At 70.4% G+C, this 12,781-nt stretch carries 9 protein-coding genes and 2 pseudogenes; 4 read left to right on the top strand and 7 right to left on the bottom strand.

Features of this window, described 5'->3' with window-relative positions:
* Window positions 1-833: 833 nt before the first annotated feature.
* Entirely contained in the window at window positions 834-2,216 is a 1,383-nt protein-coding gene (locus ACFC8N_RS24810; RefSeq protein ID WP_362823314.1) for an MFS transporter, read from the top strand.
* A gap of 532 nt (window positions 2,217-2,748) precedes the next feature.
* The gene (locus tag ACFC8N_RS24805; RefSeq protein ID WP_376289788.1) at window positions 2,749-3,951 is read left to right on the top strand and encodes a serine hydrolase domain-containing protein; all 1,203 of its coding nucleotides are present in this window, start codon (window positions 2,749-2,751) and stop codon (window positions 3,949-3,951) included.
* 5 nt (window positions 3,952-3,956) lie between these two features.
* On the opposite strand, the pseudogene ACFC8N_RS24800 reads toward ACFC8N_RS24805, so the two are convergent.
* The 4 genes and pseudogenes from ACFC8N_RS24800 to ACFC8N_RS24785 form a co-directional block, all read right to left on the bottom strand.
* Window positions 3,957-4,151 (bottom strand): annotated as a pseudogene (locus tag ACFC8N_RS24800) (hypothetical protein); the annotation flags it as partial.
* Window positions 4,108-4,461, bottom strand: a complete 354-nt coding sequence (locus tag ACFC8N_RS24795) for an antibiotic biosynthesis monooxygenase (RefSeq protein ID WP_356039048.1) — start codon at window positions 4,459-4,461, stop codon at window positions 4,108-4,110. The pseudogene ACFC8N_RS24800 and the gene ACFC8N_RS24795, both read right to left, overlap by 44 nt.
* A gap of 102 nt (window positions 4,462-4,563) precedes the next feature.
* A pseudogene (locus tag ACFC8N_RS24790) lies at window positions 4,564-4,761 on the bottom strand (TetR family transcriptional regulator); the annotation flags it as partial.
* Between the two features lie 450 nt (window positions 4,762-5,211).
* A complete protein-coding gene (locus tag ACFC8N_RS24785; RefSeq protein ID WP_356039032.1) occupies window positions 5,212-5,517 on the bottom strand; it encodes a DUF3759 domain-containing protein in 306 nt (101 codons plus the stop codon).
* Between the two features lie 883 nt (window positions 5,518-6,400).
* On the opposite strand from ACFC8N_RS24785, the gene ACFC8N_RS24780 reads away from it, so the two are divergent.
* A complete protein-coding gene (locus ACFC8N_RS24780; RefSeq protein WP_376289786.1) occupies window positions 6,401-6,715 on the top strand; it encodes a hypothetical protein in 315 nt (104 codons plus the stop codon).
* 505 nt (window positions 6,716-7,220) lie between these two features.
* Here the strand turns inward: ACFC8N_RS24780 and ACFC8N_RS24775 are convergent.
* Entirely contained in the window at window positions 7,221-7,865 is a 645-nt protein-coding gene (locus tag ACFC8N_RS24775; protein WP_376289784.1) for a HEAT repeat domain-containing protein, read from the bottom strand.
* 108 nt (window positions 7,866-7,973) lie between these two features.
* Here ACFC8N_RS24775 and ACFC8N_RS24770 point away from each other — a divergent pair, with 108 nt between their 5' ends.
* Complete coding sequence (locus ACFC8N_RS24770; protein ID WP_376289782.1) at window positions 7,974-9,173, top strand: SMI1/KNR4 family protein; 1,200 nt, start codon at window positions 7,974-7,976, stop codon at window positions 9,171-9,173.
* 313 nt (window positions 9,174-9,486) lie between these two features.
* Here ACFC8N_RS24770 and ACFC8N_RS24765 read toward each other — a convergent pair whose 3' ends face one another.
* Together ACFC8N_RS24765 and ACFC8N_RS24760 are read right to left on the bottom strand one after the other, a co-directional pair.
* Window positions 9,487-10,749 carry a DUF4157 domain-containing protein gene (locus tag ACFC8N_RS24765; RefSeq protein WP_376289780.1) on the bottom strand — a complete coding sequence of 421 codons (1,263 nt, stop codon included), beginning with the start codon at window positions 10,747-10,749 and terminating at the stop codon, window positions 9,487-9,489.
* A 794-nt stretch (window positions 10,750-11,543) separates the two neighbouring features.
* On the bottom strand, window positions 11,544-12,770 hold the full coding sequence (locus ACFC8N_RS24760; RefSeq protein WP_376289778.1) for a cytochrome P450: 1,227 nt from the start codon (window positions 12,768-12,770) through the stop codon (window positions 11,544-11,546).
* Between the last annotated feature and the right edge of the window lie 11 nt (window positions 12,771-12,781).

The following is a 12,781-nucleotide window of genomic DNA, read 5'->3' as shown; positions in this document are numbered from 1 at the left end:
TGTGAAGTGGCCGGAGAAAAAGGCGGATTGAATGACTATTGATCCATTCGGATGATCTACTGACGCCCGCTCACCGAATGCCGACCGCGTGTCGCTGCGGAATGCGTGAACTGGTCCGTGCTAAAGGATCGGCTGCGCCGCAGCCTGCATCCCCTGAAACCGGCAGTACAGCGGGTTCCCGGGGCCGCTTACGAGTGCTGTGGCGCCGGGCCGTCAGGAGATATTCGCTGCCCTGGAGCAAGCCGTGGAGGCCGGGTGCGGGGCCCGGTCGGGAGGGACGTCCGCGTATGCGCGCTCCGGAATGCGGCAGCCGGGCGGGGCGTAGGGGGTGCATGGGGCGAACGCCGTCGCCTTGCCGAACGGCCGCATACGGTCGGTCGGTTCATCCGGCGCAGTGGTGTTCGAGAAGGTCACCTCCTCTCGGGCGCGGGCGGCGGCAAGGTCCTGGTCGACGCTCGTCGAACGCCTTGCCGCGGGCGGCGCTCTGGAGGACGGTCCCGCGGCGGGCGGCCGCCGAAGGGGCTGCCCGCCGTGCATTCCTGCGCGATGCCTTCTTTGGGCAGGTCCCCGGCGCCAGGCGCGGCTGCCGTGCGTCCGTGTGGCTGAGCGGCTGCACGTGTTCCCTGTCCACTGGCTGTGCTTGCCTCCTGTGCGGGCGGTGATGTCGCCGTCGTCCGCTCGTCCGTTGGTGAGGCGTAGTGAGGCGCGGTGAGGTGTGCGAACGGTCGGGGATATGAGGTGTATATCCCTTACGGTGACGACCGGCGTCATATGTCCGCACGCGGGAGGGGGAGACCGTGGCCTTCGTGGAGCCGGGTGGCGGTCGTGGACCCTTGTCCCGTCATGTGTCGGGCCTCCGGTCCGAGGGGCCTTCCAGGGCGCCGCTTGTGGCTGTGTGCGCCGGGTATTTCATGGTCATCCTGGATGTGACGGTCATCAACGTCGCCGTGCCGGTGATCGGGCGGGATCTGGGCACCTCGCTGACCGGCATTCAGTGGATCACCGATGGTTACACCCTGGTATTCGCCGGATTCCTGCTGACCGGTGGCGGGCTGGGCGACCGGCTCGGCAGCCGGCGGGTCTTCTGCTGGGGCACGGCCGTGTTCACCGTGTCCTCGGCCGCGTGCGCCCTTGCCCCCGATGCCGCTGTCCTGGTCGCTGCCCGGCTGTTGGAGGGGTTCGGCGCGGCGCTGATCGTGCCCGGTTCCCTGGCCCTGCTCCAGCAGGCCTATCCGGAGCCGGTGGAACGCTCGCGGGCCTTCGGACTCTGGGGTTCGATGGCGGGCGTCGCAGCGTCGGCCGGGCCGCTGCTGGGCGGTCTGCTCGTGTCCACGGTGGGGTGGCGTTGGGTGTTTCTCATCAACCTTCCGGTCGGTGCAGCGTGCCTGGTGCTGACCCTGCGGCACGTGGCGCGTTCGCCTCGGCAGGCGGCCCGGCCCGTGGACTGGCCGGCCCAGGCGGCGGTCGTGGCGGCGGTGGCGCTGCTGACCGCGGCGCTCAACGAGTCCGGCCGGCGCGGCTGGACGGATCCAGCGGTCCTGGCCGGGCTGGGCTCGGCAGGGGTGGCCGGTGCGGCCTTCGTGGTGCGTGAGCGACTGGCCCGCTCGCCCGTTCTGCCCCTTCGCCTGCTGCGCTCCCGGGAGATGAGCGGCGGCGCCGTCATCGGCCTGCTGTTCAACTTCGGCTTTTACGGCATGGTGTTCACCGCGAGCCTGGAGTTCCAGCACCAGCGCGGCTTCTCCGCCCTGCGCACGGGGCTGGCGTTGTTCCCGGCGGTGGCCATGACCATGTTCGCGTCCATCCTGTCCGGGAGGTTGTCCCGCCGTACCGGTGATCGTCCCTTGGTCGTCGCCGGGATGCTCCTGGCCGCGCTGGGGCTCACGGGCTGGGCCGCTGCGGGTGCCGATCCCGCCTACCCGCTGCTTGTGGCACCCATGATGGCCGCGGGATTCGGCACCTCGTTCGCGCTCACCGGCTCCACCACGACGGTGATGGGCGCGGCGCCTGCGTCGTACTCAGGCGCCGCCTCCGCCCTGTTCAACACGGCCCGCCAGATCGGCAGCGCCACCGGTGTGGCGCTCGGGGGCAGTCTGCTCGCCGCGGCCGCCCACTACACCAGCGGGCTGCGCACCAGCATGACCGTCGGCGCGCTCGCCTACCTGGCCGCGGCGGTCCTGGCGTGGCGGTGCGTGCCGACGGGGCCCCGAGGGAGATAGCAGCGGTCCTGCGCGGCGCTGGTCTTCAAGAGGGGGCGGACCGGGGCGCGACGAGATCAGGTGAGAAGCGCAGTGCCTGCTGGCACAAGTTCCCGCCGTGTGGACACACTCCACGGCACGGACGTCGGCGGCGGTCGCCATCGGGTCGAGCGCCCGCCCCCCCGGCGGTACCCGGGCTCGCCGTGGGCCTGCCTGGCCGGCGGCCACACATCCGGCCCCGGCGGCCCGGCTCCATCCGAGCCGCGTGCGCCACGTCCGAGGGCTCGACATCTTCCGAGCTGGTCCGGCGCCGGAACCTGACGATGCCGAGCAGTATGTACGCCATCTCGATGAACGTGTACGCCAGCTCCATGGACCGGCCGCCGACGCGGACACGTCCGCTCGCCCGCCGTCCTCGGCCGACCGCGGGCGGACGACGACCTGGGGGCAGCCCCACCTGGCGCCCGGGTGTCAGCTCCATCGATTGCACGAGGGGAGGGGCGTTGACTGGCACTGATCAGCAGAGAGTCGGGCCGAGCACAGAGGTGACAGCGTGGCGGGGAAACGTACGGCGGTCGTGGCGTGCCTGGCGGCACTGATGGCGTGCGGGGCGGGCGAGGCGCCCACGGGAACGCACCCGGCACCCGGCGGCTACTCGGCGGGAGACCTGAGGCGGGATCTGGCGGCGGTGCGGGCCGCCGCCGGCGGTGATGTGAACGTGGTGGCACGGGTGGACGGGCCGGGTGGCGCCGTGCTGCGGGCACGGTACGGGAGCGCGGGCGTGGGCTCGAACGCGCCCGTCCCGTGGGACCCGGAGTTCCGGGTGGCAAGCACCACCAAGACGTTCACGGCGGTGGTGGTGCTCCAACTGGCCGCGCAGGGGCGGCTGTCACTGGACGACACCGTGGAACGGTGGCTGCCCGGGGTGGTGCGCGGACACGGCAACGACGGCTCGCGGATCACCGTACGCGACCTGCTCCAGCACACCAGCGGGATCTACGACTACATCACCGATCCCGGCGTACAGGACAAGCTGGTGAACCATTTCGACGAGAACCGGTACGACGCCACCCCGCCGTCCCAGCTCGTTGCGATCGCGATGCGACACGCCCCGCTGTTCACCCCGCCGCCTCACGGTTCGCCGCGGCGGTGGGCGTACTCGAACACCAACTATCTGCTGGCAGCGATGATCGCCGAAAAGGCGGGCGGTGCGGACTGGCGGGAGCTGGTCGAGCACCGGATCATCGCCCCGCTCGGCCTGCGGCACACCTACATCCCCGGCGAGAACCCGTATCTGATCGGCCCGCACGAGCGGGTGACCATCGACGGGCCCGGGGGCGAGCCGGTGGACCTCACCGAGGAGAGCTATCAGCACACGGCGGACTCCGCGGTGGTGAGCACCCCGGCCGACCTCGACACGTTCTTCCGTGCCCTGGTCACCGGGCGACTCCTGCCCGCCACGCAGTGGGCGCTGATGCGGCAGACGGTCCCCTACGACGACCTGCCGGTACCTCCCGCGGGCAAGCAGGGCGGATACGGTCTCGGGCTGCGGGTCGTGCCGCTGACCTGCGGCGGCGTCTTCTACATGCACGAGGGCGACGGCCTGGGCGTGTACGGCCGGCCGGCGGTCGGCGCGGACGGCCGACGGGCGGTGACCGTGTCGGTGACGTCCACCACCGCGCTCGTCGACGAGGACCGATTGAACAAGGCGGTGCAGACCCTCACCGACCACGCGCTGTGCGCGGCCCGGAGCTGAAGCGGTTCGGCCATCTTCACCACCGGCATGTCCTGGGCGGACAGCAGCACCATCTCGGCCCGCCGCCAGGTCACCACCGAGCCGGCGCCCCTGCGGATGATCCGCAGCAGGCGCTTGCCCTCGTCGTCTTCGGTCTGCCGTCGGGCTCTGCGGGGCCTACGGTCGTGTGAACCCGTGGCTCCGCTCCACCTTCGCCACATGCAGCGTGTAGCTCTGGTACCACTCGGCTTGCCCGCGCTTCTGTGCCGCACGGTGCTCGGCGTTGTTCCGCCACTCCGTGAGGGCGTCGGCGTCGCGGAAGTACCCGACGGTGATGCCGAGTCCGCCAGGAGTCTGCGCGTGGTCCATCCCCAGGAACCCAGGGACGTCCTTCACCAGGTCTTCCATGCGTGCGTTGGTCTCGCTGTAGCCGCTCTGGTCCTGGGTTCGCACCGTAGTGAAGACAGCCACGTAGTAAGGGGGTTCATAGGCTTCGACGGGGGAGACAGGCGCTTCCGGGTGATCGCTCATGGCGCCACCGTAAGGCGGGATGCGCCCGACGCTCCATAGTCTTTCCTGAACGCGATGCATGGGGGACCCGGTTCTTGACCGAGGCCGTCTGAGAATGCCGAAGGCCGCCCGTGCGGGGAAGTCGCGGTACAGAGTCGCACTGCCCACGCCCGCCTCCTTGGCGATGCGGTCCAGGTGAGCGTCCAGCCCCTCCGTCGTGAACGCGCGTACAGCAGCCGTGAGGATCTTCTCCCCGTTGTGCCGTGCGTCAGCTCGCAGTGGCCGACGCGCTCCGTCGCTCGTCGGCGCTGGCCACCCCATCTCGGAGTCTCTCGAATTGGGGAAGCCGATCATGTCGGGAATGCACGAAAGGGCCACCGAGCTGATGCTCGGAGCCCCCCGCGAGGACCGGCTGAACGTTGTCGTGGCCAGCATCACGGCGACGGGCGGCACTCCGTCGGCATTGTCGTTCGTGATCGATTTCGCCTTCCGTGGCAGCGGAATGATCGTGGATGGGGGCGCCGGCGGGAGAGAGCGGTCTGGTGGTCGGTCGGCATCCCGGTCGGGTGCCCGAGGCAAGCCCGGGCAGGGCGGGTCGACACAGTGCTCGTCACGGTGAGCCGTCGTGGTCCTGGTCGTGGTCGCCCAGGACCCTTGCCCCTCACCGGAGGCCGACGGTGCCTCCTTCGGCCGGGAGGCCGAAGGAGGCGACGGGCGTCGGGGATTGGTGATCGCGGCCGCCCGTACCTGAGGGTGCCCGAGCCGCTGCGGTCAGACGGTGACGAACTCGGGGGCGATACGCGCCGCTGCGGCCGCCGCGTGGCGCTTGACCTCCTCCTCGTCCAGGTGCTCCAGGCCGAGGTCGACCACGAGCCGGTCGGCCTGCTGGCGCGCCAGCGCCTCCAGGGTGTGGGACAGGTTCTGGTCGTCGATCGGCTGCCCGGACTTCTTCAGCTTCCGGGTGGCCTCCCAGGCGGCCGCGTGACCGGCCTGCTCCTCGGTGACGAGACGGTCCAGGCTGGAGCTGCCGTAGATGACGGTGTGCGCGGCCTTGTACTGCGCGATGCCCTGGGACACGGTTCCTCCTCGTATAAGGCCCGACCGGGCTCTTGCATGCCGGCCGGATACCGTCCCAGACAAACCCGACCCGGCCGGCCCGGCCCGGTAGCGCCCCCCGAACGGGTGACCTGCCGGTCAGGCGGCCCGGTAGGGGGCCTGACTCGGAGCTCATGCCCTCAGTGGGCGGCGGTCGTCCGGAGTGTGGAAGAGCTCCGCGTTCAGCGGGAGGACCTGCGTGTGTCCGTCGAGTACCCGGCGTCGGTCGGCCGACTGCACCACGGCGGAGCCGGAAGCGACGATCGCCCGGATGGCCTTCTGCAATTGTGGGTGATTGTGCCCGGCAGCGGCCTTCGGCACGGTCGCAGGGAGGGCAGCGGCAGCCGGAGCCTGTCGGTCTGGACGGAGTGGGGGACTCACCCGTGGTCAGTCCCTGTCTCACGTGAAGCCAGGCGACACGACCGTGCCGTGGGGGCGTAGGTGAGGGCGGTGCCTTCGGATCAGTCGAGGGTGGCGGGCAGTTCGAGCAGGCGGCGGTCGGGGACGCCGATGTAAGCCTGACGATCGCGAGCGGCGGGCTGCTGACGGCGCCCGTGCGCAACGGTGCTGCCGATCAGTCAGCTGCCGATCAGCCCGATGGAGCTCATCCGGAGAGGTCCTCACGCTTCTGCCGGCCGAGGCTCAGTTCCTGGCATATGTACCGCATGTCGGTGATCCTGCCTTCGTCCTTCGTCCTTCGTCCTTCGTTGTTCGTCGTTGGTGTGCAGCACCGGTGGTGGCGATGTCGCGTTCGGCGGCGGTGTCGTTCATGCCGTTCCTCGCTCGGTGAGCCGGGATGTGTGACGCCCCGCGGCCCGCCGGTAGGCCCCGACGCTCCCGCCTGGGCACCGGGACCGGGAGGAGAATGACTGTCCCGATCAAGATCAACACGAAGGTGGTGTCCGTGTCCGACATCCCCAGCTCCGACTTCTCCGGCCTGGAGGGCGGCGAGGAGCAGGCCGCGGAGGACGCCGTCCAGGACGTGGCGAACTGGTACGACGCCCAGATCGACTCGCAGCGCCGCGCGGCGGTGCCCGACAAGGAGCGACTCAAGGCGCTCAAGGCCGGCCGTGATGCCGCGCTCGCCGACCGGGCGCAGTTGGCGACCGCTGGTACGCAGGAGGCATCCCAGATCGCCGCCATCTATGCGGCCCGGCTGAAGGAGCTCAAGGAGTTGTAGCCCTGGTTCCCACACAGCGCGGGCGGGGGCCAGACGGACGGGTGCGGTCCGGTTCGGTTCGGTTCGGTTCCGGGGCGGCGATGCGATCGACGAAGAGTCCGAGATCCGTCGCCACGGCATTGCGGAAGTTCGGTGCGTATGCGCCGTCGCATGGTGTGCGTACTCGGGCACGACGAGCTGTACTTCTCTTTCGGGTTGTCCGAAGGGCTCCGTTTCTCGGCTGTCTCCAGCAGTCGCTTCCGCCGGAGGCGAGAGACGCCTGGCTTTTCGTATGGCGTGCCCAGGCTGACATTCAGTGCCTTTGCCGCTCCTCGCAGGCTACGTGCCTCGCGGACGATGCCGAGGGACTCCGCCAACCCAAGTGCTCCAGGCGGCAAATGGAATGCTCAGTCACAAGAGGTGTGGCTTCTTGGGCAGTGTCGACGCGGAGATCCGTCGCGTCGATCCAGGAGATCGTCACCACCCGGTCCGGCGCCACGTCCACCGCCTCCGCCGCCAGCAGCGCTCAGTCGCGGCAGGAGACGACGGTCTCGGGCCAGGGGCGGTCGCTGTCGACGTCCCAGTCGATGCCCGGCCCGCCGACGCCGTGGCGTCCGCCGTCGGGTGTCAGCTCCCAGATCTGGAAGTAGAGCACGGCCTGTCCGTGGTCGGCGAGGTCCCGGATCACCTCTGGCAGGTGTTGCACCGGCCAGAGGTCGTTCAGTGTGCCGCCCGAGCCGTGCAGCGCGGCAGACCGCGGCGGCAGGACGGTCCGGCGGGCACCCAGTTCGGTGAGCGCCCAGCGCAGCCCCTCGCCCTCGCTGTCGTCGAGCGCCTCCCCGCGCCGCAGGAACGCGTCGTACGCCTGCCGCAGGCGTGGTACGGCGCGCCGGACCCCCAGTTCGGCCAGGGCCTCGGCGGCCCACTGCCGGACGGTCGCGCTCTCGCTGCTCAGCATGCCGATCAGGACGTCGGCAGGGCGCGGGTCGGCCAGCGCGGTGAACACCTCGATGGCGCACAGCTGCCCGAACGGGTTCAGCGCCGGAGCCGCCGCGATCAGCGGCTCCAGCACCTGCGGCCCCAGGGCGATCAGCGCGTGCTGCGCTTCCTCGGCCACGTCGGTCGACCCCGCGTCCAGTTCGGCCACCCTGCGGGTGATCTCGCCCTCCATGTGCGCCAGTCTGACTCGTGCGGCACACTCGCCGCCGCCCGATTTCCGCCCGGACCATGGAGACGGAAGAATCAGCCGAGTACACGGCGCACGCTGGAAGGACGTCAATTGACCTCGGAGACAAGCACGTTCACCACCTCCTCGGCGGAGCGCCCGCCCTCTTCCGTCCCCATCGACTGGGCAGCCGTCGAGAGCTGGCTCGGACTGCGGCTGCCGGCCGACTACAAGCGGCTCGCCGACCGGTACGGGCCGCTGGACTTCGGTGAGTACGTGTGGATCCACGTGCCGTGCGTCCAGCGCGACCGCTTCGACTACGGTGAGTGGCTGCGCGCCACGCACCGGCAGGCGCGGATCGAGGCACGGGAACTGCCCGAGGCCGAGCGGCCCCTGCTCCACCCCGACCCCGGCGGCCTGTTGGCCTGGGGCTGCACGCGGGGCAGCGACGTACTGTTCTGGGACACCTCGGCCTGTGACGACCCCGACGAGTGGACCGTGGTGGTGCGGCACTCGGGGGTGGTGCCGGGCAGTGGCCTGCTCCGCTGGCACCGGTACGACCTGACGCTCACCGACTATCTGCGGCACACCGTCCGCGACACCTGGGAGCTCCCGTCTCCACCCGGCCCGCTGCTGGGCCCGCTGCCCGGCACTGTCGCGCGGACGGCCTTCCTGCCCGACGCCGAGCCGTGGACCCCGCCCGCGCCGGTCCCGCCCCGGCTCACCGAGGCCGAGCGCAGGGTCGCGCTGGAGACCGGCACCGGGCTGGACGCGCTGCGGCTGCTGTCCCCGCCGCCCGAGCGGCCGTACCTCGGCGACGGCTCCTGGGAGGGGCTGTTCGCCGAACTGGGCACGCGGCTGCCCGGGGAGTACGTACGGTTGATGGACGCGTACGGCGCCGGCATCTGGAGCGGGTGGCTGCGTTTCCACAGCCCGCTCCGGACCGGCGAGCGGCGCTTCCTCACACACGTCGAGGACACCGTGGACGCCTACCAGCAGCTCAAGGACGGCCACGCGGAGTGGTACCCGCTGGCCGTCTGGCCCGAGCCCGGCGGCTTCCTCCCCTTCGGCAACTCCATCGACGGCGACTACCTCGGCTGGCTCACCGAGGGCGCGGATCCCGACACCTGGCCGCTGATCGTCTGGCCCCGCCACGCGGACCAGGGCCCGCCGCTGAAGCGCGGCCTGATCGACACCCTCCTCGACTGGCAGCGCGGCACGCTGGTCACGCATGGGTTCGCCACCCCGGACGAGGACGACGATCCCGTCGAGTTCGCGGACTTCCGGTCCTGGGACGACCGCGCCTATTGGTGAGCCCTCGGCCGGTGATCACCCAATTGCCCATGGCGTCGCGGACGTTCGGATGCTCAGGCCCAGATGTGGACGCTGACGGCCAGGTCCTTCCGGTCGTTGTTCGTCCGTCAGGTCACGTGAGTTGACAGATCGTCACACCCGTGCGCGGCTGCGCGGCGCAGGCGGCGGCGTTCGTGCCACTGTCCGGCACGCCCAGCAGCGCGTCGTCCATCGACTGAAGCCGGCAGTTCCCGTCTGAAGTACAGCCGGCAACATGATCACTCGGCACGAGAGACAGGGACTCCGCACGCGGGCGGACAGGCGGGACGCCGTGCTAACTGATCACTGGCGGGAATCCCTGGGGAGCCGCGACCGGGGTGACGGCGTTCGTGGCCCTGTCCATTTGTACGTAGCTTGCCGTGTATTCGACTCCTTCAGGTACGAGGTATTCGAGTTTGGCCGGATCGGTCGACATCCTGCCGTAGGTGCTGACGGTAAAGGTGACCCCGTACCAGACCGGCGAGTTCGGATTTCCCTCCGCGTGATTCGTGCACTTCCACAGCATCCTCTTCAACGGCTCTTCGAACTGGCGGTTGAAGTTCTGGTTCGTGCTGTCGGTCATGGGCGTCAGGTTTTCCGATACTCCTTCGCCGCCCAAGTTGTCGTTCCACAGGTGCCCCTTGATCCAGCCGCTGCCGTCCCTCGCGTTCAGCTCATTGACGAGCGTGCACTCGGTGGCACCGGGACGTGAGCCCCCGTACGAGTTCGCAGGTGCGTTGACGCTCGGCCCCAAGGTCACCGTGACGCTCGTTCCGCCCATTCGCTGGAGGGGGCCACCGTTGCTCTGCGGGCCGAAGGCAGCGGCGATCCACACCGGAGGGTGCCGGTCCCAGGCCGGGAGCGGCAGACTCCCCGTGGCCCCTCGCGTCGCGACACGCTGGAGCGGCAGATCGGTGTCCGTGTTCGCCCTGCTCCGACGCTCTCGTACCGGCTGCCCGGACCGGGAGGGCAGGCTCATCGCGCGGGTGGCGCTGGCCTCAGCCTCTCGCTCGAAACGGTCGCCGGGGTCGGAGACCTTGAGGCCGTTTCCGTTGTCGGTGCCGGTGACGGGTCCTCGGCGCTGTTGGATGACGTGGGTGAGTTCGTGGGCGAGGGTGTGTCTGTCGTTGCCGCCTTGGCCGATCACGATGTGGTTGCCGCTCGTGTAGGCGCGGGCGCCGACTTCGGCGGCGGAGGCCTGGGCGGTCGTGTCGTCGTGGATACGGACGTCGGAGAAGTCCGCGCCGAGCCGGTTCTCCATGTCGGTGCGCGTGGTGTCGTCCAGGGGCCGCCCGGGCGCGCGCAGGACGTCGTGGACGGCGGAACGCTGCACCGCGGCCGCGGCCTCTGCGTTCTGCCGGCAGTCACAGCCTGCGGTGTGCTGGTGCTGGTCATGGGCCGAGGGGTGTCCGGCCCGGCGGAGCATCTGGACCACGGCCGCGTTGCCGACGGTGGCCTGCAGACCCAGCGGACCGTGCCGTGGTGCGGGCGACGGTGTGTGGGCCGCGGCACGGTTGGTACCGGCTCTGGTGTCCCGGATGTTCTCGTGATCACGCAAGGGGGCCTCGCCTCTGGTGCGGTTCGTCGACTCCTCGTGCATACGCGGTGGCGAACCACTGGTGCCAGGTACGGGCGGGCAGCATTGGCTGTCCGCCTGGGCAGCATCGGCCGGCCGGTCGGGCAAGGCAGGGCAGGGAATGCGCGGAAACCCCCGGCGCTGAGGGTGAATCGGGCGGTTGATAGCCCTTGTCGGCGGCGGAGTGCTGTTCCACGCGCTCAGGCGGCAGGCTCGCGGTCTGCTGCGTTGGTTCCCGATCCGTGCCCCCAGCCGACGTTCTGTGTGGTCCTCGTCGTCGCCCGTGACGATCTCCTGGACGTGTCCCCTGGGTGCCCGGCAGGTGGCCCTCGCTTACGTAGTACTGGCGGGGGACGGCGCAGTCCACCGGCCCCCGGTCGGAGCGCGCCCGGCGCGGTGCCGGCTTCTCCTCCTCGGCTGCGGGCTCGATCCTGAGGATGTGTGCGCACATCCATCGCTGGACTCCGGTGAGCGTGTGGAAGCCGAGGATCTGCTGGCGTACCCACTGTTCGAGGTCTTCGCCCTGGTGTACGGCCTTGCCTGGTGCGGTGGGCCGTGTGCCGCCGGCCTCCAGGTGCTGGCGGACCAGGCGCAGTCGCGTTGCCACTCGGCGAGCCGGGCCGGGTACCACGCCGGGTCGATGCCCTCCAACGTCGCGCGGCGCTTCGGAGGCAGCGTCCCGGAGCGGGTGTCGGCTCGTGTGTGCTTCGGCGGCCCGGTGGAGCGCGAATCCCGGGATGCCGGGCACGGGCAACTGTGGGTGATCCGGGCTCTGTTCAGCAGTCGGCCGGTCGCAGGTGGACGGGGAGGTGGGTGTGGCCGTTGCTGATCAGGGAGGGCAGCAGGGGCAGGTCGGTGGCGGGGACGGCGAGCCGGAGGTCGGGGAACCGGTCGAAGAGCATGCGCAGGGCGGTGGCCACCTCAAGGCGGGCGAGAGGTGCGCCGAGGCAGAAGTGGACGCCGTAGCCGAAGGCGAGGTGGTCCCCGCCGGGCCGGGTGGCGTCGAAGCGGTCGGGCTCGCTGTGCCAGCCGGGGTGGCGGTTGGCGGCTGCGTAGGACGCGAGGATGGCGTCGCCCTTGGCGATCCTCTGCCCGTCGGGCAGGGGGATGTCGGCGAGGGCGTAGCGCAGCGGCAGGTGTTTGACGGCCGGTTCGTGGCGCAGGGTCTCCTCGACCACCGCGTACCAGCCGGTGCGGCCGGTGCGGATGTGGGCGAGCTGCGCGGGGTCGGTGAGCAGGGCGGTGACGGCTTGGTCGATGACGTTGACCGTGGTCTCGTAACCAGCGCTGATCATCAGCAGCAGCGTGTCGCGCAGCTCCGCGTCCGACAGTGCCTGGCCGTTGCCCTCCTCGTCGCGGGCCGTGATCAGCAGCGATGTCATGTCGTCCCCGGGATGGGCGCGCTTGTCCGCGATCAGCTCGTCCAGCAGCCCGTACAGGACCGCGGTGTTCGCAGCCGCCTCGTCGGCGGAGAGGTTGGTGGAGAACACGCCGTCGACCAAGGCGCGGAAGCCGTGCCGGCGGGCCTCGGGGACACCCATGAGCCGGCCGATGACCGCGATGGGCAGCGGGTAGGCGAAATGCTCGCGCAGGTCGACGGCCTCGGTGGCCGGAGCGCGGTCGAGGCCGTCGAGCAGGTGGGCGACCAGGTCCTCCACGACGGGTTCGAGAGCGGCGATGCGACGGGCGGAGAAGGCGGGGGCGATCATGCGGCGCAGGCGGCGGTGGTCGGCGCCGTAAGCGGTGAACATGTTCTCGACGGCGATCCACAGAGCGAGCGGCCAGGTGGCGACGGCGTCGGCGAAGCCCGGCCAGTGGGCGCGGCCGTCCTTGGAGACCTCAGGGCTCCTCAGGAGCTGCCTGAGCAGGTCCGGGTCGCTGACGGACCAGGCCGTCACTCCGAGGATGTCGACAAGGGCCGCCGGACCACGTGCGTGCAGGGCCTTGTGTTCGGCGTGCGGGTCGGAGCCGGTGGGGTCCAGGACGAGGATCTTCTCGGACATGGGCATGCTCC

This window comes from Streptomyces sp. NPDC055966 (assembly GCF_042269865.1).
Classification (GTDB): Bacteria; Actinomycetota; Actinomycetes; order Streptomycetales; family Streptomycetaceae; genus Streptomyces.
The sequence above is the reverse complement of the archived record's forward strand: the minus strand, read 5'-3'. Positions and strand labels throughout refer to the sequence as shown.

Bases quoted from the DNA above. Each gene is read 5' to 3' on its own strand.
- ACFC8N_RS24760 (WP_376289778.1), bottom strand. From the start codon at position 12,770: ATGTCCGAGAAGATCCTCGTCCTGGACCCCACCGGCTCCGACCCGCAC.
- ACFC8N_RS24795 (WP_356039048.1), bottom strand. From the start codon at position 4,461: ATGAGCGATCACCCGGAAGCGCCTGTCTCCCCCGTCGAAGCCTATGAA.
- ACFC8N_RS24780 (WP_376289786.1), top strand. From the start codon at position 6,401: ATGACTGTCCCGATCAAGATCAACACGAAGGTGGTGTCCGTGTCCGAC.
- ACFC8N_RS24775 (WP_376289784.1), bottom strand. From the start codon at position 7,865: ATGGAGGGCGAGATCACCCGCAGGGTGGCCGAACTGGACGCGGGGTCG.